Source organism: Martinezella rhizogenes, from assembly GCF_027460065.1.
Lineage (GTDB): Bacteria > Pseudomonadota > Alphaproteobacteria > Rhizobiales > Rhizobiaceae > Agrobacterium > Agrobacterium rhizogenes_C.
On the sequence record NZ_JAPYZZ010000011.1, the window covers coordinates 75,597 to 98,241 of the forward strand.

General features: G+C 60.7%; 23 protein-coding genes and 1 tRNA gene. 13 read left to right on the forward strand and 11 right to left on the reverse strand.

Going from position 1 to position 22,645, the window contains the following annotated elements; all coding sequences use genetic code 11:
- Positions 1-441: 441 nt before the first annotated feature.
- Together O8B93_RS17410 and O8B93_RS17415 are read right to left on the reverse strand one after the other, a co-directional pair.
- Entirely contained in the window at positions 442-1,191 is a 750-nt protein-coding gene (locus O8B93_RS17410) for an SDR family oxidoreductase (protein WP_269711174.1), read from the reverse strand.
- Entirely contained in the window at positions 1,188-1,802 is a 615-nt protein-coding gene (locus O8B93_RS17415; protein WP_269711175.1) for a nucleoside 2-deoxyribosyltransferase, read from the reverse strand. Before O8B93_RS17415 ends, O8B93_RS17410 begins: the two co-directional genes overlap by 4 nt.
- A gap of 163 nt (positions 1,803-1,965) precedes the next feature.
- On the opposite strand from O8B93_RS17415, the gene O8B93_RS17420 reads away from it, so the two are divergent.
- The 4 genes from O8B93_RS17420 to O8B93_RS17435 all read left to right on the forward strand — a co-directional run bounded on the left by O8B93_RS17420 (position 1,966) and on the right by O8B93_RS17435 (position 6,060).
- Positions 1,966-2,592, forward strand: coding sequence for a ribonuclease D (locus tag O8B93_RS17420; protein WP_269711176.1), 627 nt, complete (start codon positions 1,966-1,968; stop codon positions 2,590-2,592).
- Positions 2,593-2,676: 84 nt separating this feature from the next.
- On the forward strand, positions 2,677-3,906 hold the full coding sequence (locus O8B93_RS17425) for an Ig-like domain-containing protein (protein ID WP_269711177.1): 1,230 nt from the start codon (positions 2,677-2,679) through the stop codon (positions 3,904-3,906).
- A gap of 47 nt (positions 3,907-3,953) precedes the next feature.
- Entirely contained in the window at positions 3,954-4,262 is a 309-nt protein-coding gene (locus tag O8B93_RS17430) for a hypothetical protein (RefSeq protein WP_269711178.1), read from the forward strand.
- A gap of 259 nt (positions 4,263-4,521) precedes the next feature.
- A complete protein-coding gene (locus tag O8B93_RS17435; RefSeq protein WP_269711179.1) occupies positions 4,522-6,060 on the forward strand; it encodes a hypothetical protein in 1,539 nt (512 codons plus the stop codon).
- 98 nt (positions 6,061-6,158) lie between these two features.
- Here the strand turns inward: O8B93_RS17435 and rpsA are convergent, their stop codons facing one another.
- Both rpsA and cmk read right to left on the reverse strand, forming a co-directional pair.
- Entirely contained in the window at positions 6,159-7,859 is a 1,701-nt protein-coding gene (gene rpsA / locus O8B93_RS17440; RefSeq protein ID WP_269711180.1) for a 30S ribosomal protein S1, read from the reverse strand.
- A 169-nt stretch (positions 7,860-8,028) separates the two neighbouring features.
- Positions 8,029-8,661, reverse strand: coding sequence for a (d)CMP kinase (gene cmk, locus O8B93_RS17445; RefSeq protein ID WP_269711181.1), 633 nt, complete (start codon positions 8,659-8,661; stop codon positions 8,029-8,031).
- A gap of 227 nt (positions 8,662-8,888) precedes the next feature.
- On the opposite strand from cmk, the gene O8B93_RS17450 reads away from it, so the two are divergent.
- Together O8B93_RS17450 and O8B93_RS17455 are read left to right on the forward strand one after the other, a co-directional pair.
- Positions 8,889-9,278 carry a TIGR02300 family protein gene (locus O8B93_RS17450; protein WP_269711182.1) on the forward strand — a complete coding sequence of 130 codons (390 nt, stop codon included), beginning with the start codon at positions 8,889-8,891 and terminating at the stop codon, positions 9,276-9,278.
- A 152-nt stretch (positions 9,279-9,430) separates the two neighbouring features.
- Positions 9,431-9,506 (forward strand) — tRNA-Ala (locus O8B93_RS17455).
- Positions 9,507-9,581: 75 nt separating this feature from the next.
- On the opposite strand, the gene O8B93_RS17460 is transcribed toward O8B93_RS17455, so the two are convergent.
- Positions 9,582-10,085, reverse strand: coding sequence for a thermonuclease family protein (locus tag O8B93_RS17460; protein ID WP_269711183.1), 504 nt, complete (start codon positions 10,083-10,085; stop codon positions 9,582-9,584).
- A gap of 72 nt (positions 10,086-10,157) precedes the next feature.
- Complete coding sequence (locus O8B93_RS17465; RefSeq protein WP_309568509.1) at positions 10,158-10,532, reverse strand: PAS domain-containing protein; 375 nt, start codon at positions 10,530-10,532, stop codon at positions 10,158-10,160.
- Positions 10,533-10,737: 205 nt separating this feature from the next.
- Here O8B93_RS17465 and O8B93_RS17470 point away from each other — a divergent pair, with 205 nt between their 5' ends.
- From O8B93_RS17470 to O8B93_RS17500, 7 genes are all read left to right on the forward strand, one after another.
- On the forward strand, positions 10,738-11,640 hold the full coding sequence (locus tag O8B93_RS17470) for an NUDIX hydrolase (protein ID WP_269711185.1): 903 nt from the start codon (positions 10,738-10,740) through the stop codon (positions 11,638-11,640).
- Between the two features lie 69 nt (positions 11,641-11,709).
- Positions 11,710-12,681 (forward strand): quinolinate synthase NadA, encoded by a 972-nt coding sequence (gene nadA, locus O8B93_RS17475; protein WP_006313817.1) that lies wholly within the window; start codon positions 11,710-11,712, stop codon positions 12,679-12,681.
- Positions 12,678-14,246, forward strand: a complete 1,569-nt coding sequence (locus tag O8B93_RS17480; protein WP_269711186.1) for an L-aspartate oxidase — start codon at positions 12,678-12,680, stop codon at positions 14,244-14,246. The genes nadA and O8B93_RS17480 overlap by 4 nt, the downstream gene beginning before the upstream one ends.
- 1 nt (position 14,247) lies before the next feature.
- Positions 14,248-15,105, forward strand: coding sequence for a carboxylating nicotinate-nucleotide diphosphorylase (gene nadC, locus O8B93_RS17485; RefSeq protein WP_269711187.1), 858 nt, complete (start codon positions 14,248-14,250; stop codon positions 15,103-15,105).
- A 145-nt stretch (positions 15,106-15,250) separates the two neighbouring features.
- Positions 15,251-15,502, forward strand: a complete 252-nt coding sequence (locus O8B93_RS17490) for a GlsB/YeaQ/YmgE family stress response membrane protein (protein ID WP_046801707.1) — start codon at positions 15,251-15,253, stop codon at positions 15,500-15,502.
- 12 nt (positions 15,503-15,514) lie between these two features.
- Positions 15,515-15,934, forward strand: a complete 420-nt coding sequence (locus tag O8B93_RS17495; RefSeq protein WP_269711188.1) for a DUF3597 domain-containing protein — start codon at positions 15,515-15,517, stop codon at positions 15,932-15,934.
- Positions 15,935-15,956: 22 nt separating this feature from the next.
- The gene (locus O8B93_RS17500) at positions 15,957-16,145 is read left to right on the forward strand and encodes a hypothetical protein (RefSeq protein WP_006313812.1); all 189 of its coding nucleotides are present in this window, start codon (positions 15,957-15,959) and stop codon (positions 16,143-16,145) included.
- A 75-nt stretch (positions 16,146-16,220) separates the two neighbouring features.
- Here O8B93_RS17500 and cydX read toward each other — a convergent pair whose 3' ends face one another.
- The 5 genes from cydX to cydD form a co-directional block, all read right to left on the reverse strand.
- Positions 16,221-16,343 (reverse strand): cytochrome bd-I oxidase subunit CydX, encoded by a 123-nt coding sequence (gene cydX, locus O8B93_RS17505; protein ID WP_006313811.1) that lies wholly within the window; start codon positions 16,341-16,343, stop codon positions 16,221-16,223.
- A 22-nt stretch (positions 16,344-16,365) separates the two neighbouring features.
- A complete protein-coding gene (gene cydB, locus O8B93_RS17510; protein WP_269711190.1) occupies positions 16,366-17,523 on the reverse strand; it encodes a cytochrome d ubiquinol oxidase subunit II in 1,158 nt (385 codons plus the stop codon).
- Positions 17,524-17,529: 6 nt separating this feature from the next.
- A complete protein-coding gene (locus tag O8B93_RS17515) occupies positions 17,530-19,107 on the reverse strand; it encodes a cytochrome ubiquinol oxidase subunit I (protein WP_269711192.1) in 1,578 nt (525 codons plus the stop codon).
- Between the two features lie 67 nt (positions 19,108-19,174).
- A complete protein-coding gene (gene cydC, locus O8B93_RS17520; protein ID WP_269711193.1) occupies positions 19,175-20,866 on the reverse strand; it encodes a thiol reductant ABC exporter subunit CydC in 1,692 nt (563 codons plus the stop codon).
- Positions 20,863-22,638: a thiol reductant ABC exporter subunit CydD gene (gene cydD, locus O8B93_RS17525; protein ID WP_269711264.1), complete on the reverse strand. Its 1,776-nt coding sequence runs from the start codon at positions 22,636-22,638 to the stop codon at positions 20,863-20,865. The genes cydC and cydD overlap by 4 nt, the downstream gene beginning before the upstream one ends.
- Between the last annotated feature and the right edge of the window lie 7 nt (positions 22,639-22,645).

A 22,645-nucleotide genomic window follows, 5' to 3' on the forward strand; every position in this document is an offset into this window, starting at 1 on the left:
TGGCAGGGTGCAGCGCCACAAAACTGTGCATATTCATCTAGACATAACGAAATCGTGATCGACGCACGCCGGATTCCCGCGCAGCTTGCCTTGACGCCGAAATATGAAATTCCCCCGGAAATCCAAGGGTAATATGCCCCACGTCCCGAACAGAGCCGGGACGCCGCAAAAACACCAGAAGAAAAAAATGCCCAGAAAAGGAAAAAGCCTGCCGCGGGAGGAGGTGCGGCAGGCTTCAAACTTGATCGGTGATTGGGAGGAGGAGTACCACCGATCCACATCGAGCGACACTGGGAGGAGGAGTGCGTCGCTTCGATGATTTGAATATAGCGGTCTCAGCGATTTTTTCCAGAGCAAGTCTCGCAATGCAGCATTGCATTTCTGCATAGCTCGAAAATTCCTGCTTTGTTTTTTGGCACTCCTACAGAAATCGTTGAGAAATCAGCTTTCCCGATAGACCTGGAAACCGGCGAAGGACTGATTGACGGGCATCAGTTCAAGGCTGTTGATGTTGATATGCTTCGGCTGCGAGGCGACCCAATAGATCGTGTTGGCGACATCGTCGGCCGTAATCGGATTGACGCCCTTGTAGAGATTATCCGAGGCTTCCTGATTGCCGCCGGTGCGCACCAGCGTGAATTCCGTTTCGCACATGCCGGGTTCGATCGAGGTTACCCTGACACCCTTGCCGTGCAGGTCGGAGCGAAGACCGAGCGAGAACTGCCGCAGGAAGGCTTTGGTGCCGCCATACACATTGCCACCCAAATAGGGGTAATGCGCGGCCACCGACGAGAGATTGACGACAATGCCCTTCTGTTGGATCAGCGTCGGCAGAAGATGATGGGTGATGTTCAGAAGACCGGTGATGTTGGTGTCCACCATGGTCTGCCAGTCCTTCAGCGCCACCTGCGGTGCGGGCGCGGTGCCCAACGCAAGACCGGCATTGTTGACGAGAATGTCGATATCCCTGAAACCATCAGGCAAAGCCGCCAGCGCCTTTTCGGTCGCATCCTCGTCGGTAATGTCGAAAGCGACACCATGAAAGGCCGAGCCGAGTTCGGCCGAAAGGGCCGCCAGCCGTTCCGCCCGCCGACCCGTGCCGATGACCTTCCAGCCTTCCTTGACGAAACGCCGCGCCGTGGCCTGCCCGAAACCGGACGTCGCGCCGGTGATGAGGATGGTGCCGCTCATGATGATGCCTCCACTATATCAGTTTTTTCAGGGTCAGTCTGTGTCAGTAATTTTTCAGCCGCCGCCGCGAGACCGCGTCTGTAGGCGGTGAGATCCGTATAAAGCGCCTCTTCCGGCGCATCGCCAACGATGATCACGCCGCCGCGCCGCAAAATTCCGCCATGCAGCATGAGATTGTCGACCATGTCGAAATTCTCGATCGACAGCCCGTCCGGGCCGCGATACCGGCCCGTTTCATCCAGCGCCACAACGTCGCTATAATGCGCCTTGATGCGGGTGAAATGATTGGCGGCGACGTTGGTATAAGCGAAAACCGGCTTGCCCAGCGCACACATGAAGCCCAGTTCGTAGCTCGTCCCGGTATCGGCGGCGATGCCGCGGAACGGGGTGAGATTGGCAATCACCGCATCGGCTTCCAGCATCATCCGCTCGTCGACTTCATTGATATTGCAGCCATGGCCGATCCGTGTATCCGCCGGCGGAATCTGCAGGTCACCCGGGGAAAGCGGGATAAATCCTGCCTCCCGCGCCAGCGACGCCTTGAGGTCGAGCATTTCACGCGCATTCGGGAGAAAGACTTCCGGGCCGGCGAGATAGATTTTCTTTGTCATCGGGAATTCATGCGATCTGTCAGGAAAGGATGATCCGAAACTAACCCGGGGTGTTTCGCAAAGGCAAGCCGCAGCAGCACGGAAACGGTCCATAAAGCGGTATCGCCCAGACGCTCTTTCCTTTATAGCCGGTGCCACAGACAGGAAATTTCCGGAGCAAGACATGGCAGCCACCATCCGTTATCACGAAGGCGATATTTCCGCCGAAGATGCCGCGCGCTACAAGGGCGCCATCGCCATCGATACGGAAACGCTGGGGCTGGTGCCGCGCCGCGACCGTCTCTGCGTCGTGCAGCTTTCGTCCGGCGACGGCACGGCGGATGTCATCCGCATCGCCGCCGGCCAGAGGCAGGCCCCAAACCTCGTCCATATGCTGGCCGATCCCGCCCGCCAGAAGATTTTTCACTATGGCCGTTTCGATATCGCCGTTCTCTTCCACACCTTCGGTGTGACGACCACGCCGGTTTTCTGCACCAAGATCGCCTCGCGCCTCTGCCGCACCTACACAGATCGGCATGGGCTGAAGGACAATCTCAAGGAAATGCTGGAAGTCGATATTTCCAAGGCGCAGCAATCCTCAGACTGGGCGGCCGAGACGCTGTCGCCCGCACAGCTCGAATATGCCGCCTCCGACGTGCTCTATCTGCATGCCCTGCGCGACAAGCTGACGGCGCGCCTTATTCGTGATGGCCGCATCGAGCATGCCGACGCCTGTTTCGCCTTTCTGCCGACCCGTGCGAAGCTTGATCTTCTCGGCTGGGACGAAACGGATATTTTCGCCCATAGCTGAGTGCAGCTGCACTTCGCTTAAGCACTGATTTACCGAAATTGCCTATTCTCGGCCGCAACTTTGGGCGGCCGGGGACTTTGAAGGATGATCACTCCGCTACAGCAGACGGCGGGCATTGCAGTCAGCGACCTCATGCGATCGATGGTGGAAGCCATCGAGGACCGTCAGCGCGAAGAGCGTGAAAAGGCGAACGGCACCAAAAAGGACGATGCGGTCAAAACCCAGCCGCAACCGGACGAAAGCCATCGCGTCGCCAATGAAAAGATAAGTTCCTACCTGTTCGGCATCATGAAGCCGAACGCCGATGCTTTCGCATCCCTCGTCTCGCGCTTTTCCTCCGCCCTCGGCGTCACGCAGGAAGCCGACGAGTCGAGTTTCTCCTTCGCCCGGCGGCTTCAGGATGCGCTGACCCTCACCGACAATTTCGAAAAGACCGATGCGCAGGGAAAAGCCACGACGATTTCCCTGACCTCCTTCGGCGTTTCGGAAACGCAGGTCACGGATGTGCTGAACAACGGCGTCACCGCCAAGACCGATCCCATGGCCGCCCTCGCCGCCCGTATCGCAAAGAGCGCCGGCCTGACGGGCAAGGAAGAGGATTTTGGCGAGCAGATGTCGAAAGCCATCATGGCGATGCGCGCGACCTTGCCGAAAAATGTCAGCGATCTCGAAGAATCCACCGGCCTCAAACAACTCGGCATCTCCGCCCGGCAGATGATCGCCGCCATCACCAACCCCTATGGCGACGAGGCGCGCGCCGTAAAAGATGCCCTGAACGATCAGGCGCAGGGCACCCGCTTCATGACGCGGGAAACCCTGAAGATCATCCAGCGCCTCGAAGATGTCGCGGACCCGAAGACCAAGGAAGAGTTGCAGGCCAAGCGTGGTGAAGAACGCATCGGCGAAATCAACGATGCCGAGGTGAAGGCCGAGCGCGAAAAGGATATCAGGGCCCTCGATGTGCAGGGCAAGCTTGAAGACGTGCAGGAACTTCAGGACGTCGTGAAGGAGCATATCGATGCGTCCAAGGACGACGAAACAGAAGGTGCCGACACGCAGAAGCCGGTCGATATTTCATCGGAAACCGCACTGATCTCGGTGCTTGCGGCGACACCGAAGGAAGACGCCGCCCCGGCTGAAAACGAAAATGACCCCGCAAACACAGAAGCGGCTGCCAATCCCGCAGATGCGGAAAATGACGCCAAAAAACTGCTCGATGCGCAGGGGCTCGTCAAAGACGCCCGCACCGCCATTCTGCCGATCTCGATCGACGACAATGGCCTTTACGAACTGCTGAAGAAAAAGGCGGCATGATTGCCGCTTGCGACGTCACTTGAGCGAAACATGATGTGAGTTCAGACATGACCGATATTTCCGGCCTATCCGGCAGCTTCGTTTACGACAACGAGCCCGATGCGGCGCAGGCACTGCTGTCCATGGCCGCCCCGCCACTCGTTCCCGATGACGCGGCCTTTGCCGCAGCCGGCGACGAGGACCAGCCCATCGCGCCCGTGGAGATGCAACCGGAACGACGCCTTCCCAAAGCGAGCTGGCTCGACGCCATGCCGCCCGAGGCTTTCGAGGCCGCAACCAGCGATCCCGACCATATTTCCTCTGTCAACTCCGACGACAACGGCCTTTACCGCATGTTCATCGGCATCTCACCCTGAGCGCGCCGTCGTGCGCAATGCGTTGGTTAGCCAAATCTTAATATGTGCAAGCCAAGATTGAGCCAGATGATTCTGTATGCGCAGAAACCGGCATAACGGCCGTGGCGCATATGGCGCTCCCGCATGAGCGGGCGAGATGACACCTGTACATCACCGGCGCGGCGATTTTTCTATATTCAAGCCAGATGCGGATCAGAGAGCCAATGGGGATTGGTTCTTTCGCAGCCAGCCGCGGTCACCGATAGGAACGGAGCGCAGCATGTTACCGCCTGTACCGAAAATCGCGGCAGCCGATGCCGCCTATGGCACTCACTTACCGCTGACACCGCGTGCGCAGGTGAAGGAAGCCGTACCGCCGCAGACGAGCGATCCCACCCCTGAAAATAGCAGCAACCTTTTCGCCCGCGCCGCAATCGCCTCCCTTACCAGCGAATTCCAGCTTTCCCGCAGCACGGCAGTTCTGGCGGAAGCGCTGGGCAAGCTGATGAACCTGCCCAGGCGGGATGGCGAAGCCATAGAGACCTATGTGACGCGGCTGACGGAGGCCCTTCGCACCCTGCCTGCAGCCCAGCGCCAGGCGCTGGAACAGCAGGTCGGAAAAGCCCTGCAGGGCCTGACGCTTGCGATGCTCGCAGAAATCCTGAAACAGCCGACAGGGCCGGATGCCGCCCGGCTGGCATTGCTGATCGAGCTTTCTCGCTACAGGGGAATGGATCTTGCGACCAAGGCGGTCGTGTCTTCCTATCAGCAGAACAATCCCGCTCCTGCACAGCCCGTCCAGCCGAAACAGCCGAACGCTCCGAGCCAGAATGCGGAAAGCCGACAGAACCCGGCGGCGACGGCACAGCCGGCGAGTTCCGTGATAGCGAGCCGGCTGCTGCCCCTGCTCATCGGCCCGCTCGCCTTCAGCGGCGCAGCAGTGAAGGCCACGGTGGCGGCGCTGACCGCACAGCCGGATGCGCGCGCCCCTCTTGCCGCCCCGCCTGCCGACACAGCCGAACCGCCCAGCGATGCGACGAAACCCGGTGCGAGAACAGAAAACACGCTGCGTCCGCTTCCACCACAGCCGGACAGCGCGCTGCCCAAAGAAATCCCGGCAGAGCCGCGCCCGGCCAATCTGGGACGCGCGGAAGCGAGCGAGACACGCCCTGCCCTTCCGCATCGCGAGATGATGAAGATCGAGCAGAAGGAAGCCCGCTTAGTCTCGCCGTCCATCGCCGGCCAAGCGGAGCGCGACGGCGAAACCGTCGCCAATCTCCTGCTGGCCGCCGCAACCGGCAAACTCCCCGCAAGAGAGAACACGACACAGCAGCTTCCCGTGGTGCCTGAAGGCGTTCCGGCGCAGCCTCTCGAAAACCAACCCGCCGAAAAAGCCGCCCTCGCCACGGCCGCAGTCCGCCCTTCAGGCGACGAAACTGAGACTACGGCCCATCGCTCCGATGCCCAACCGCTGCCCCGTGGCACATTGGATCCGGAAGCGAGAATGGCCATGCTGGAGCAATCGGCCTCGCAATCCCTGATCGCCGCTGCTCTCATAAAAGACGGCACGCCGCTGCCGCTCGTCGCTTATCCCCCGGCGGACGAGGATCATGAATCGGAAACGCCACCCCGTGGCGGCGGCCCATTTTCCGAAGAGGAAGCGGAAGGCGAGGCTGACGCTGAAAATTCCGATGATCAGGGAGGAACGGAAGAACGTATCGCCGCCAATGACGCGATCGACGAGCAGGAAAGCACGCCCGCAGCGGCTTCCGACGACAGCGCGGAGAATTATTATCTCAAGATGAGCGGCATGCTCTGAGAAGAGCATCGCTGCGCCCGCCCATCCGCTTAACGTGAGACCAATAAAAAACCCGCCGGAAATTCCGGCGGGTTCTTCATGTCAAAAGATCGAAGCGATTATTCGCCGCGGTTCTTCAGAGCCGCGCCGAGGATGTCGCCGAGCGAAGCGCCCGAGTCGGACGAACCGAACTGTGCGACGGCTTCCTTCTCTTCAGCGATTTCCAGAGCCTTGATCGAAAGCATGACCTTGCGATCCTTCTTGGAGAAGTTGACGACGCGGGCGTCGAAAACCTGACCGACCGAGAAACGCTCCGGACGCTGATCGTCACGATCGCGTGCGAGGTCGTTGCGGCGGATGAAGGAGGTGATGTCCTCGTGGTTGACGAGCTTCACTTCCACGCCACCGTCGTTAACGGCGATGACTTCGCACGAAACGACTGCGTTCTTGCGCAGGTCGCCGGAGGTTGCGGCTTCACCGACAGCATCCTTGCCGAGCTGCTTGATGCCGAGCGAGATGCGTTCCTTCTCGACGTCAACATCGAGAACGACAGCCTTAACGACGTCACCCTTGTTGAACTCTTCGATGACCTGTTCGCCCGGACGGTTCCAGTCGAGATCCGACAGGTGAACCATGCCGTCAACATCGCCTTCGAGGCCAATGAACAGGCCGAATTCGGTCTTGTTCTTGACTTCACCTTCAACTTCCGTGCCAGCCGGATGGCTGTAAGCGAATGCCTGCCACGGGTTTTCAAGCGTCTGCTTGAGACCGAGCGAGATACGGCGCTTGGACGGATCGACTTCGAGAACGACAACGTCGACTTCCTGGCTCGTGGACAGGATCTTGCCGGGATGTACGTTCTTCTTGGTCCAGGACATTTCGGAGATGTGGATCAGGCCTTCGATGCCCGGCTCCAGCTCAACGAATGCACCGTAGTCGGTGATGTTCGTGACCGTACCGGAGATCTTCTTGCCAACCGGGTACTTGGCGGAGATGCCATCCCACGGATCGGACTCGAGCTGCTTCATGCCGAGCGAGATACGGTGGGTTTCCTGGTTGATGCGGATGATCTGAACCTTGACCTGCTGGCCAATGTTGAGGATTTCCGAAGGATGGTTGACGCGGCGCCATGCCATGTCGGTAACGTGCAGCAGGCCGTCGATGCCGCCGAGGTCAACGAACGCACCGTAATCAGTGATGTTCTTGACGACGCCGTCAACAACCTGGCCTTCTTCGAGGTTCTGAACGATTTCAGAACGCTGCTCGGCGCGGGACTCTTCGAGAACCGTGCGGCGCGAAACGACGATGTTGCCGCGGCGCTTGTCCATCTTGAGGATTTCGAAGGGCTGCGGGTTGTGCATCAGCGGGGTAACGTCGCGGATCGGACGGATGTCGACCTGCGAACGCGGAAGGAAGGCAACAGCGCCGTCCAGATCGACGGTGAAACCACCCTTGACCTGGTTGAAGATGACGCCTTCGACGCGCTCGCCAGCTTCGAACTTGGCTTCGAGCTTGACCCAGCTTTCTTCGCGGCGAGCCTTCTCGCGCGACAGAACAGCTTCGCCGAGAGCGTTTTCGATGCGCTCGACGTAAACTTCGACTTCGTCGCCGACCTTCAGCGTGCCGTCCTTGGACTTCGCGCCGAATTCCTTGAGCGGAACACGACCTTCGACCTTCAGACCGACGTCAACGATCGCGACGTCCTTCTCGATTGCCGTGACGATACCCTTGGCAACATAGCCTTCGGCAAGATCGTTGGAGGCAAAGGATTCTTCGAGAAGAGCTGCGAAATCGTCGCGCGTGGGGGTAGATACTGACATGAAATCTCCTGAATGCATCCGCACGGGGGCGAATACAAAGCGCCGGTGGGCTAGTGTTGTTGATACCCGAACCCATGCCCGCCTCTTCAAGAGGCTTTCCGGCGCAAGGACATGTCTTCAGGCAATTCCGGACTAAACGCGGGCGGCGGCAAGCCGTTCCGCGAAAAACCTATCTCTTCAGGGCGGCGTCGATAATCGTGCGCGCGGCCTGAAACGCCGCCTCTATACTCATTTCCGACGTATCTAGCAAGTGCGCGTCTTCCGCCGGCCTCAACGGGCTGTCGGCGCGGCCCATGTCGCGCTCGTCGCGCTTTTTCACCTCGGCGAAAATGGCATCATAATCGTCATTACCACCATTGGCCAAAATTTCATCGTAACGGCGCCGCGCCCGCACATCGGCGGAGGCCGTGACGTAAAGCTTCACAGGCGCGTCAGGGCAGACCACCGTGCCGATATCACGTCCGTCAAGCACCGTGCCCGGCTCCCTCAAGGCAAAAAGCTGCTGGGCCTTGACGAGCGCGCGCCTCACCGGCGTCATGACAGCAATTTTCGAGGCCGCCTCGCCAATCTCGTGCCGGGATAAAACGGCGCGGTCGAGCCCCGCAAGGTCCAGTTCCAGCGCCATTTTTTCCGCAACCGCCTCGTTATCGAGCGGCAGGCCGGCATCCAGAAGCGCCTTGGCGGTTGCCCTGTAGGTCAGCCCTGTATCGAGATGATGAAAACCATAGGTCTCCGCGATCTTCCGCGAAAGAGTTCCTTTGCCCGCCGCAGCCGGCCCGTCTATGGCGATGGTAAAGGTCATGAAGCGTTCCGCCCGTGCATCCGTTATCAATATAATAAAGTGTGCACTGCCTCCCCTTTTTATATCAGCATTCACGCATAGGGCTTGCGCCAGGGGAGGCGGCACCCGAAGTTTGTCTTTGACACGAAAGAGCGCAACGATTAAGGGGACCGGCTATAAATTTTACCGTCTATGCCGGTTTTACGGCGTACACACCGAAACTCATTCGACAATTTGAGGCTTAGACAGTGGCAAAAGCGGAACTTGGTACCAAGCGCACAGACCCCGATACCGGCAAGAAGTTCTACGATCTGAACCGCGATCCGGTCGTTTCTCCCTACACCGGCAAGTCCTGGCCGCTCTCCTTCTTCGAGGAAAGCACGGCTCAGGCCAAGATGGAGCAGGCTGAGGAAGAGGAAGTGGCGGAAGTCGACGCCGAAAACACGGAAGTCGAACTCGTGTCGCTGGAAGATGCCGATGGCGACAACAGCGGCGACGATATCCCTGATCTGGGCGACGACGACGATGATGTCGAAATCGACGACGACGACGACACCTTCCTCGAAACCGATGACGAAGATGATGATGACGACATGTCCGGCATCATCGGCGTACCGGGTGACGACGAAGAAGCTTGATTTTACTTGATAATTCGGCCCGACGACAAAAAAATGACGCCGGGCCGTTTTTTATGCTTGCACTCGCCGGAAAGCCGCAGTAGTAAGCCGCCACCGAACGGAACAACAACCGCTTCGGTTCCCGGAACCGGAAGAAATGCCGGAACCCTTATGGGGCTATAGCTCAGCTGGGAGAGCGCTTGCATGGCATGCAAGAGGTCAGCGGTTCGATCCCGCTTAGCTCCACCAAATCTTCCCAGACAAAAATATACCCGATTAGACCAACCGGTTTATCACGTTGCGCAACGCGGCTTGAAGCAATTATTATTGCAACAATGCCCGCACATCCTGCCCGTTGATCCGGCACTCCAAAGACCGGGGCGTACTGCCCTCCGCCCCCATCTCGCGACATTCCAGATATCGGCCGCGCAGACGGTTCTGCAGCGCCTTGAAGGCGTTAAGGCCGCAGGCGTAACGGCGGCCGTCGGGGCCGGTGCAGACGCGGTTGCGTTCGATCTCCTCCACGCCGGCGAGGTGGAATTCCTCGCCCTTGAAGGTGAAGCGGCTGCTGGAGATCACCCGCAGGCGCTGATCGGCGTGCATTTTCAGCGGATAGAGATCAGGCGGCGTCGCAATACGCTCGTAAGTCTGGCTGCGAGGATCCACCCGCACCGGCGCGGTCGTCCACAGCAGTTCCGTATTGGCGGCCAGACCCGTCGGGGCAGAGGCCGCCTCACCATTGACAAGCGAGGCGATGCGGATGCCTGATATGCCAAGGCCAACGGCCAGGACGATCTGAAACAGCAAAATTGCGATCTGCCGGACCATGTCACCGCAACATCAAACAATGAACGACATAAAATAGATGGGCCGCCTCATAAAGCCGCGGCCGGCTGCGTGTCACATCAATAAAACCTTGCCCGCGCTGACATCCCGCACCGTGCCCATGGCCATGATCGGGATACGGTCGCCATCCAGGATCACTCTTCCCGTCGTCCGCAACCAGCGAAAACCGCCGGATTTGAGCCGAATGCGGTATTCCTGATCGTAGAACACGCCATTCGTCAGCGAATTATAAACCGCCTTGGCAACGCGGGCCCGCGAGCCGCTCTCGATCTGCGCGATGAAATCCTCGACCGGAATGCCGCGGGCGGCTTCTTCCGGGGAAAACTCACGCAGGCGGGCGGACACGGCATCCAGATAGACCAGATTTTGCCCGACGTTCCAAGTGTAGTAACCCACAAGTGTCTCTTCGAGAGATATGTTTTCCAGCATCGGCCTTCTACAGTCTGAAATGCTTGTGTCGGGTCTGTAACATACATGACGGCAGACGGCTAACCACAAGAATTCATCCTTTTGTCTGATGAAATCCCGTTTCGCGCCGCCATTTATCGACAGGCCTTTTCGGCCGCCATGTTGGCGAAGCAACCTTCCTGTGCCAAGAAGGCTGATACCGCAGCCAGCGACCAGAGGAGCCGCCGTGACCATCGGGCTTGCCCATGCCGAACTCATCGCCGTCGTCACCGCCATCACCACGGATGAACCACGCGTCATGACCGTTCGCGAAGGGGCGGCCCTTCCCTCGGGCCCGTTCGAATTCGGCCACAGGACGCTCCAGAGCGGGCTGCGGGAATGGATTCACGAACAGACCCATCACCCCGTCGGTTATCTCGAACAGCTCTATACTTTCGCCGATCGCGACCGCAACAACGAGATTCTGGGCGGCAGAACGATCTCCATCGGTTATCTCGGTCTGGTGCGCGAGCAGGAGGCTTATGGCGGCAAAAGCGCCTTCTGGCACGGCTGGTACGAATATTTCCCGTGGGAAGACCATCGGCAAGGACGTCCTGATGTTCTCGACAGCGTCATCGACAGGCTGCGCGCCTGGGCCGATTCCGATCCCGCCAGCAGGGTGCAGCGTCACCTGCGCGCCGATTTCACCTTCGGGCTGGATGGCGGCGGCTGGAACGAGGAACTGACCCTGCAGCGTTACGAGCTGCTGTATGAGGCGGGACTGGTCGAGGAAGCGCAGGGCGAACCGCGGATCAATTTCGGCAGGCCGATGTTTGCCGACCACCGCCGCATCCTTGCCACCGGCATCGCCCGTCTGCGTGCCAAGATCAAATACCGGCCGGTGGTGTTCGAGTTGATGGCCGACAGCTTCACCCTGCTGCAATTGCAGCGCGCCATCGAGGCGCTGGCTGGGCTGACGCTGCACAAGCAGAATTTCCGCCGGCTGATCGAACAGCAGCAGCTGGTGGAAGAAACCGGTGACATGGCGACCGAAACCGGCGGCCGCCCGGCAAAGCTTTTCCGCTTCCGCCAGACCGTTCTCGATGAACGCGCCCTTTCCGGAACGAAACTGCCCCTCTCCCGCAATTGACATATGCTCACAATGAGAATATGTGTTCGCACTAGATATACTCAAAAAGAGTATAAATGGGAGAGCACCGTGAACGAGCAGATTTCCGCCGCCAGCCTTTATGACCGCGTCGCCCGTGTCATTCCCAAGGCCGAATGGATGGGCTTTCAGGATGATGTGGAGGCAATCCTTGAATTGAAGCGCAAGCGCAACGCCGTCATCCTCGCCCATAATTACCAGACACCGGAAATCTTCCACGGCGTCGCCGATATTGTCGGGGACAGTCTCGCCCTTGCCCGCAAGGCAATGGAGGTGGAAGCGGATGTGATCGTTCTGGCCGGCGTGCATTTCATGGCCGAGACGGCAAAGCTGCTCAATCCGGAAAAAACCGTGCTTATTCCGGATATGGCAGCTGGCTGCTCGCTCGCCGATTCCATCACGCCCGAAGACATCGCGCTTCTGCGCAAGGCCTATCCCGGCGTGCCCGTTGTCACCTATGTGAACACGTCAGCGGCGGTGAAGGCGGCGTCCGATATCTGCTGCACGTCAGGCAATGCCCGCCAGGTGGTGGAATCGCTCGGCGTGCCGCGCGTGCTGATGCTGCCGGATGAATATCTGGCGAAAAACGTCGCCAAGGAAACCAATGTCGAACTGATCGCCTGGCGTGGCCATTGCGAGGTACATGAGCTTTTCACCGCCGATGACATCAGGGAGCTGCGCGAAAGCCATCCCGGCGTTATCGTGCTGGCGCATCCCGAATGTCCGCCCGAGGTCGTAGACGCTGCGGATTTCTCCGGCTCCACCGCCGTCATGTCGGACTATGTCGGCCGCGAGCGCCCTGCCCGCGTGGTGCTTCTGACGGAATGCTCGATGAGCGACAATGTCGCCGTGCATCACCCCGATGTCGAATTCATCCGCCCCTGCAATCTCTGCCCGCATATGAAGCGCATCACGCTTGGCAATATCCGCACGGCACTGGAGGAAAATCGCCATGAAGTGACGGTCGATCCAGCCATTGCCGGTGCCGCCCGTCGCGCCGTGGAAAGGATGCTGCAGATATGAGCGAGTTTTTGCTGCAGCGGGACTGGACGGTCATCGTCGGCAGCGGCATTGCCGGGCTGATGGCGGCGATGACGCTGGCGCCGCAGCCGGTGCTGCTTGTGACGCGCGGCGCGCTCGGCGGCGAAACCTCCAGCGCCTGGGCGCAGGGTGGCATCGCGGCCAGCCTCGGCCCTGACGACCGCGCGGCCCTTCATCTTGCCGATACACTCGCCGCGGGCGATGGCCTTTGTGATGAAGATCTGGCGGTTGGTATCGTTTCCGCCGCCCCCGCCGTCATCGATGCGCTGGAGCGGGCAGGCGTTCGCTTCGACCGGGACGCCGGCGGCAACTATGTCTTCGGGCTGGAAGCCGCCCATAGCCGGCGGCGCATTCTGCATGCCGAAGGCGACGGGTCGGGTGCGGCGATCGTCAGGGCTCTTGCGGATGCCGTTCGCCGTACGCCTTCGATCACGGTTCTGGAAGGCACGGAAGTGCGCCGCCTGTTGACGGAAGACGGCGTCATCGCCGGTCTCGCCTGTGCCGGCCCGAACGGCAGCTTCCTTCTGCCGGCAAGCCGGGTCGTTCTCGCCACCGGCGGTCTCGGAGGGCTTTATGACGCCACGACCAATCCCTCCGGCAATTTCGGGCAGGGCATCATGCTCGCCGCCCGCGCCGGCGCCATCCTTGCCGACATGGAATTCGTGCAGTTTCACCCGACAGCACTTTCCTCTCCCCGGCGACCACTGGCGCTGGTGAGCGAAGCGGTGCGGGGTGAAGGCGCACTGCTTCTCAATGAAAACGGCGAAAGGTTCATGGCGGCAGTGCCCGGCGCGGAACTGGCGTCGCGCGATATTGTCGCCCGCGCCATTCACCGTGAAATCCTGCGCGGCGGCAGGGTCTTTCTTGATGCCCGCCAGGCGCTCGGCTCCGGTTTTTCCAGCCGTTTCCCGTCCATCGACCTGCTTTGCCGCGAGGCGGGCATAGACCCCGCCCGCGAACTCGTGCCGGTCCGTCCGGCCGTGCATTACCACATGGGCGGCGTCGCCACTGATGATAAAGGCCGAAGCTCGGTGCCGGGCCTCTGGGTTGCGGGCGAAACCGCCTGCACCGGCCTTCACGGCGCAAACCGGCTTGCCAGCAACTCGCTGCTGGAGGCCGCCGCGATGGGCATGCGCGCGGCGCAGGATATTGCCGGCCGGCCCGCACCCGCGGCAAGACCGGCGACTGCCGTCTCGCCCAACGCGACCGCTGATTTTTCGCCCGCCGATCTCACCGCTGTCAGGCCCATCGTTTCCCGTCATCTCGGCATTGTCAGACATGCCGCGGGATTGGCCGAAGCCATCAGGGACTTGCTGCCGCTTGCCGAGCGGAACGGCCCGGCATCCGACCCGGCGGTGGTCGCACTCTCCATCGCCGTCTTCGCGGCCCTGCGGAGGGAATCGCGCGGCGCGCATTTCCGTGACGATTTTCCCCAGAAAGACGCCAAGGCCATGAGACGCCGACTGAGCCTGAACGACGTCGTCACCGTCGCCCATGAGCTTTCTTCTTCCAGCCTTTCAACAGCCGGTTTCGCGCGGAGCGCCTGACATGATCCTTTCCCCCCTGCCACGCCTCATCGTCGAACCGCTCGTTCGCAACGCCCTTCTCGAAGACCTCGGCCTTGCAGGCGACATCACCTCCACCGCCGTCATTCCCGCCGATCATCGCTCGGTCGTGGTCATGGCTTCGCGGGAGCCGGGCGTCATCGCCGGGCTCGATGCGGCGGAACTCGCCTTCCAGCTTGTGGACCCGGCGATCAGGATGAGCAGGCACATTGCGGATGGGGCGGCCGTGGCATCCGGCGATATCATCGCAACCATCGAAGGGCCGTCACGCGGGCTTTTGACCGGGGAACGCACGGCGCTGAATTTCCTCGGCCATCTCTCGGGCATCGCCTCAGTCACCGCAGAAATCGTCACCGCCATTGCCGGCACCAAAGCGTCGGTCGCCTGCACTCGCAAGACGACGCCGGGGCTGCGGGCGTTGGAAAAATATGCCGTGCGTGCCGGCGGCGGCATGAACCACCGTTTTGCGCTTTATGATGCTGTTCTGATCAAGGACAACCATATCGCCGTTGCCGGCAGCGTGCGTGAGGCCATCCGCCGTGCGAGGCAGGGCGTCGGACATCTCGTCAAGATCGAGGTGGAAGTCGATACGCTCGTGCAGTTGCAGGAGGCCATGGAAGAGGGTGTGGACGCGGTTCTTCTCGATAACATGACGCCGGAACAGCTGCGCCAAGCGGTGGAGATCGTTGCCGGGCGCGCCATCACCGAAGCCTCCGGCCGCATCAATCCGCAGACGGCGCCTGCCATCGCCGCCACCGGCGTCGATCTCATCTCCATCGGCTGGATTACCCATAGCGCGCCGGTCCTCGATATCGGGCTGGATTTTGAGAGCCAGGGTTGAGTTTGCTCTAACGTGCACGCCTTACGGAACAAAAGTTCCGCGTCTTCGTTAATAATCGCCTGGGGTCAATTCAAGGCGGGGGGACGTGCGCAAAAAATGCGGGTCCATATGCCTATGACCTCTCTCTAGAAAGGAAAGGCTTGTTATGGAAGACGCACAAGTTGGCTGGATTGCAGCAATCATCATCGGCGGCGTAGCCGGTTGGCTCGCCGAACAGTTCATGAAAAGCAATATGGGTGTTTTCATGAACATCATCCTCGGCATTGTCGGCGCCATCGTCGCCAATTTCCTTCTGGGGCTCATCGGCGTCTCGCTCGGAGGCTGGATTGGCTATCTCATCGCCGGTTTCATCGGTGCCTGCATTCTCATCGCCGTCGGGCGTGCATTTCGCAGATAAGGGGAAGACAGAATGAGCTTTTTCAACAAGATCAAGGACGCGATTTTCGGCAAGGCCGAGGCCGCGCCGCAGACTTCGGCCCCGGCCGGAACACCAACAACCACTGCAAGCCCGGCAGCACCGGCCCAGCCTGCTTCACCGGCACCGACGACCGCGGCCCCCGCGTCCACCGGCAGCGTCGACGTCGCCTCCATTCTGGATGCGGCAGTCAAGAAAAATGGACAGAAGCTCGACTGGAAACACTCGATCGTCGATCTTCTGAAGGCGCTCGATCTGGACAGCAGCCTCACCGCCCGAAAGGAACTGGCGAGCGAACTGGGCTACACCGGCGACACCTCGGATTCGGCGACCATGAATATCTGGCTGCACAAGGCGGTCATCAAGAAGCTCTCCGAAAACGGCGGCAAGGTTCCGGCCGACCTTCTGGATTGAACCGATAAACGGGAGAACCGCGATGGACGACTATTCCAGCCTGAGAGAGCAGATCGGCCAGGATCTCGACACCCTGCACAGGACCGAGAACCCGAAGTCGATTTTCGAAATCGCCGATGACTATCTGCTGGGAGATCCAAATCTCAAGCGAGCCATCGTCGAAGACATCATCAAGGAAGAAGCGGACAAGCGCGGTATCGCGATCCACTGAAGACACGCGACAATCGCGGTTGTTCTACGCGAAGGGCGGCATCGAGACGGGATGCCGCCCTTTCTGTATCAAGCGTCATTTTTCCGGCTTCGCTTCGGCCTTTTTCGCATTTTCTTCCATCAGCTCATACCACATGGCATTCATGACGGCGAAGATGGCGGCGAGAGGCAGGCCGAGCAGCCAGGCGAAATACCACATGTTCGATCTCCTTCTTTCTTGATCAATAAGCGTGGCCGCTATCGTCGCGGATCGCTTTTTCATCTACCTTGCCCCACAGCACGCGATAGACCCAAGATGTGTAGGCGACGATCATCGGAACGAAGATGAGCGTGACGACCAGCATGTTGAACAGCGTCATGTGGCTGGACGAAGCGTCCCACACCGTCAGGCTCGACTTCGGATCAACCGAAGACGGCAGGATGAAGGGAAACATCGTCAGCCCGACGGTGGCGATGATGCCGAAAATCGCGACCGAGCTGGACAGCAGAGCCAGGACTTCCCTGCGGGCCCTGAACAAGATGAAGGCGACAAGGGGAAAGACAAGACCGAGCGCCGGTGCCAGCATCATCCACGGATGTGCCGCATAATTGGCAAACCAAACACCACCCGCAACCTCGACCGTCTTGGACAGCGGATTTGAGGGGCCGTCGGTCACGACTTCCGAGGTGAAGCGATAACCATCAACCCCGAGCCAGAGAAAGATACCGCCAAGCGCGAAAAGAACTGTGGAGGCAAGGGCCGCAATGCTGCCAAAGCTGCGCGCACGCGCAGCCACCGGACCTTCGGTCTTCAGCACCAGCCAGGCCGCGCCATGCATTACAAGCATGGAAACGGAAACGAGGCCGCAGAGAAGGGCATAGGGGTTCAGAAGCTCGAACAGCGTCGTGCCGTCGTAGAAAATCCTCAGGTCGTCGTTAAAATGGAAGGGAACACCCTGCAGCACATTGCCGATGGCAACGCCAAAGATCAGCGCCGGCACGAAGCCGCCGACGAACAGGGCCCAGTCCCAGGCGCTGCGCCATGCCGTGCTCTCCCGCTTGGAGCGATATTTGAAACCGACCGGCCGCAGGATCAGCGCGAACATGATGGCGGCCATCGCCAGATAAAACCCTGAAAACGACACCGCATAGAGCGGTGGCCAGGCGGCAAAAATCGCACCGGCACCGAGGATGAGCCAGACCTGGTTGCCTTCCCAGACCGGGCCGATGGAATTGATGACGACACGGCGCTCGATATCCGTCTTCGCCACGAAGGGCAGCAGCGCACCCGTGCCAAGATCGAAGCCACCGGTCACGGCAAAGCCGGTGAGCAAAACGCCGAGCAGCAGCCACCAGATGACGCGAAGGATTTCATAGTCGATGAGTTGATGCAGGATCATGATATCTTACTCCGCAGCGACGAGTTTTTCAGGAACGAGCGGTGCCTCCGGCTCATGGTCCGGGTCTGGCCCCTTGCGGATCGCCTTCAGCATCAGCCCCATTTCGACGATGAACAGCACCGTGTAGATGGCGATAAAACACAGAAGCGTAATCAGCACCGTCGAAGCGCTGAGGCTGGAGACGGCCGCCGCCGTGGGCAACACACCCTCGATGATCCATGGCTGGCGGCCGAATTCGGCGACCACCCAGCCCATTTCGGCGGCGATCCAAGGCAGCGGAATGGCAAAGACCGCCACTTTCAGCAACAGCGGATAGTGATCCAGCCGACGGCGGGCCGAGAGATAGAAGAAGGTTGCCGTCAAAAGGATGAAGAAGATGCCGAGACCGACCATGATGCGGAACGCCCAGAACAGGGTCGGCACATGCGGGATGGTGTCGGCAGCAGCTTTCGCGATCTGCTCTTCGCTCGCCTGACGCGGATCGTCGACATAACGCTTGAGCAGCAGGGCATAACCAAGCTCGTGGCCGAGTTCGGCAAAGGTGCCGCTCACCTCTTCGGGCAGCTGTGCGCCCTTGCCGGTCGCGCGAATCTGCATCAGCGCATCATAGGCCTTGATGCCGTCGCGGATGCGGGTCTTGGCCTGCTCGACAAGATCGTTGATGCCTGGGATTTGCGTATCGAGCGAACGGGTGCCAATGAGGCCCATCACCCACGGAATCTTCACCGCAAAATGCGTCTCGCGCGCTTCCTGGTCTGGAAAACCGATGGCCGTGAAGGGGGCGGGCGCCGGCTCGGTTTCCCACATGGCCTCGATGGAGGCGAGCTTCATCTTCTGGTGTTCGGTGGAGAGATATCCGCTTTCATCACCCAGCACGACAACGGACAGGGCAGACGCAAGGCCGAAGGAGGCGGCTACCGTCATCGACCGCTTGGCGAGATCGACGTGGCGGCCTTTCAACACATACCAGGCGGAAACGCCGAGTACGAAGATGGAGGCCGTCACGTAGCCGGCGGAAACGGTGTGCACGAATTTCGCCTGCGCCACCGGGTTGAACAGGACCGCGAAAAAGTCAGTGACTTCCATGCGCATGGTCTGTGGGTTGAAGGCGGAACCCGTCGGGTTCTGCATCCAGCCATTGGCGATCAATATCCACAGCGCCGAAAAATTCGAGCCGATCGCCACGCACCATGTCGCGACGAGATGACCGAGTTTCGACAGCTTGTCCCAGCCGAAAAAGAACAGGCCGACGAAGGTGGCTTCCAGAAAGAAGGCCATCATGCCCTCGATCGCCAGCGGCGCGCCGAAGATATCGCCGACATAGTGGCTGTAATAACTCCAGTTCATGCCGAACTGGAATTCCATGACGATGCCGGTGGAAACACCCAGCACGAAATTGATGCCGAACAGGGTGCCCCAGAATTTCGTCATCTGCCGCCAGATCGCCCGGCCGGTCATAACATATACCGTTTCCATGATGGCGATCACCACCGACAGCCCGATCGTCAGGGGAACGAACAAGAAGTGATATAAAGCCGTCACTGCAAATTGCAGGCGCGACAGCGCCACTATGTCGAGTTCCATAGTCTTACCCACCTTTTCCGGAAGGCCGGCCTTCCATTTTCAAGACGACGCCGGCTCTCAAAAAATCTCAGTCCGGGCGCAGTGTCTCAAGCACTACGCCGTATTCCGGGGTGCCGCTTTGACATTCATCAAATTGGCGTCCCTCTCTCAGCACGATGATACGATCGGCAAATTCCGCCTCGCGGCGATTATGGGTGATCATCAAGACAGTCTTTCCTTCTGCCCTCGCGAAGAGCCGGCCGAGCACGTCCCGGGCGGTCTCGCCGTCCAGCCCTTCCGTCACCTCGTCGAGAAGCCAGAGCGGCCGGTCAGCAAGAAGGAAACGGGCAAGCGCCAGCCGGCGCGACTGACCACCGGAAAGACCCTGCCCGGCCTCGCCGAGCCTCGTTTCCAGCCCTTTTGGCAAGGTTCTGACGTGTTCGGCTAGACCCGCCGCCTCGAGCGCGTCCCATAACTCACTCCCCGTTGCCGCAGGTTTTGCCAGCCGCAGATTGTCGGCGATGCTGTCACGGAAAAGCTGGCTGCGCTGCGTCATCAGGGTGGACGGCAAAGCACGGACCGAACCCGCAGCCGGCCGCAACTCGCCCGCCACCAGCTGGATGAGGCTCGTCTTGCCCGCACCGCTTGCGCCGACGATCGCGACCCGCTCCCCGCAGGCGATTGCAAGGTTGATATTCGTCAGGACCGGATTCTCGTTCCCCTCCCGCTCCAGACGCACGCCTCTAAGCTCCGCCGCGATGCCACTCACGGGCAATGCAGGACAGTGCGCTTCGGCCGTCGCAGAAAGGCGCGGCGCAATGCGCCTTGCGGAAAACAGCGTGCGGCCCAGTTCCATCGCCCCACGACGAAGCGCCGTGAAAGGCTCCAGCGCGGCGAAACAGACCAGCAGGCCAAGTGCGGCGGCGGGTGCGCTCACCGCCCCGTGCTCCGCCAGCCAGGCCATGCCGAGAAGGGCGGAGCTCAGGAGAATGGCCGCTGAAACGCCAAAGGAAAATCCGGCATTGGTCTCGATGCGGTTAAGACTGTCATCACAGGCGGCGAGATAGTCATCCGCCCGCTTGACCGCGGCAACCTGCGCGGAAAGCCGGCCCGTGGTCAGCAGCTCCGTCTGTCCGCCCACGAGATCGGCCGTGCGGGCGCGCAACGCCTCGAGCCCGATGGCCCGCCGGCGCGAGAATTTTTCCGCTCTCAAGGCAGAGCGCGCGGAAATGCCCAGCCCCGCCGCAATGAGGAAGGTTGCCGCCAGCACACCGGCAAGCGGGTGCAGGAAAGCAAGCCCGACGCCGGTCACGAGCGCGGCGAGGATGGCGACGGCAGCGGGAACGAGGACGCGCAAATAGAGCGAATCCAGCGCATCGATATCCGCAGTCAGCCGGTTCAGCAGGCGCGCGGGCCGCGCCTCCAGAGATTTCGCCGCCTGCGGTGCGGCAAAACCGCGAAACAATCTCTCCCGAAGTGCCGCGAGCACGGAAAGCGTGGCTTCGTGGGTCGTCATGCGCTCGCCATACCGGGCGGCGGTGCGCGCTAGCGCAAGAAGCCGAATGGCAGCCGAAGGGGCAAAGACATCGAAGGCAAACGCCGTCGCCGGCAGCAGGCCGGCAATGGCCGTCGCGGTAATGAACCAGCCGGACACGCCGAGAAGACCGATGCCCGCCAGAACCGTCGTGACCGCCAGAACCGCGCCCGCAAGCAGCATGCCGCGCCGCGTCGACCAGAACAGGGCGATGACAGGTCTCAATATGGCAAAACGCGCGATCATGGCTGCCCCCTCGAATGGATCGCCGTCATATCCACGATCCTGTCCATGCGTGCCGCAAGTACCGGATCATGGGTCGCGACGATCAATGTCCTGCCCTTTGCCAGTTGCAGCAGGTTATCCGTGACAAGAGCCGCCATTTCCCGGTCGAGATGCGCGGTCGGCTCATCGGCCAGAACAAGCTGCGTTGCCGGGTCTGCGAAAGCGCGCGCTATGGCGAGCCGCACCGCCTCCCCGCCCGAAATGCCATATCCGCCGTCACCGATCTGCAAATGCCGGCGGGCCTGCATCAATCCATCCAGCCCGGTGCGGTGCAGGGCCTCTTCCACCATGGCGTCGCTGACATCAGGGCGGCCAAAACGAATATTCGCCTTCAGGGACCCGGCAAAAAAGAACGGTTTCTGACTGACCCAACCGATCGTTCCGCGCAACCCATCCGCCGTTGCATCATCGAGCGTGATACCGCCGATTCTGATTACGCCCTCACCCGCCTCGGCCAACCCGGCAATCAAGGAGAGTACAGTGGATTTGCCACAACCGGAAGGCCCGAGAATCGCAACTCTCTCGCCCTGCTGAACCGTCAGGTTGAAATTGCGGATGACAGGGGGAGCATTCGGGTAAGCGAAGGAAAGGTTGGCCATCTCCAGCAGACCGGGCATCGAAGATGGCGCGCGCACCACATCCGTGCCCTCACCCACGATGGCCGCACCACCGGCTGTCAATGTGGCGAGCGCATTAAGTGACGCCTCGCCGGCCGCGCGGTCGTGCCAGACGGCGGAGAGTTCCCGCAATGGCTCGAAAAAGGCCGGTGCGAGCAGCAGGATGAAGAGGCCTTCGGCCAGCGTCAGCTTTTCACCCCAGGCGCCGAAATCGAGAAAACCGAGCAGGTGAAAACCGATATAGACGGCGGTCATGGCAACGCCGATCGCCGCAAAAAGCTCCAGTACCGCAGAGGAGAGAAAGGCGATCCTCAGAACGGCCATCGTCCGCTTCTTGAGGTTCTGCGCATCGGCCCCGAGGCGCGCCGCCGTCAGGTCAACGGCCTTGAGCGTGCGGATCGTTTCCAGCCCGCGCAGGCGATCGAGCAGGAAGGCATTCATGTTGCCCGTCTCGGCAAGCTGCTTTTCACTGGCGGCCTTGGCCTGCCAGCCGATGAGCGCCATGAAAAGCGGGATGGTGGGCATGGCGAGCAGGAGCACCACCGCCGCAATCCAGCTAAAGGGCAGGATGGCGAGCACAAAAACCAGGGGAACGATGGTGGCTTTCATGCGCGCCGGCTGGAACCGGGAGAGATAGGGCACCAGCGCTTCCGCCGCCTCCGCCACAATGCCCGCCGCCTCACCCGAGGCCGTGCGCGACAGATCGAGCGGGGAAACCTTGGCCACCGCCTGCAGCGCCTCGAACCGCCGCTGCGAAAGTGCTGCGCGTGCGGCCCGGAAGGACAGCCGCGCCGCGACTTTTTCCAGCCACGCCTTGAGAAGACCGAGGATAAGGACCGCAACGGCCGCCGGCACGATCGCCATCATCGGCTCGCCATCGGCAATTTTTCCGACTGAAAAGGCCAGCAGGCCCGCCTGCGGCAGCCAGAGCAGCGCCGGCAGCACATGCAGCAGGGCGACGGATCTGCCAACCGCGGGCGCATGTTGCGTTTTCACCGCGGCCTTGTCGTGGGCAGCATTGCGCCGGGTTCTGCCAAAGGATCGCCGTTGCCCGGCACCGGGCACGGGACAGTCTCTGGCCTCACCATCGGCCGACCGGGGGATTTGTGCGGACATGGTCACG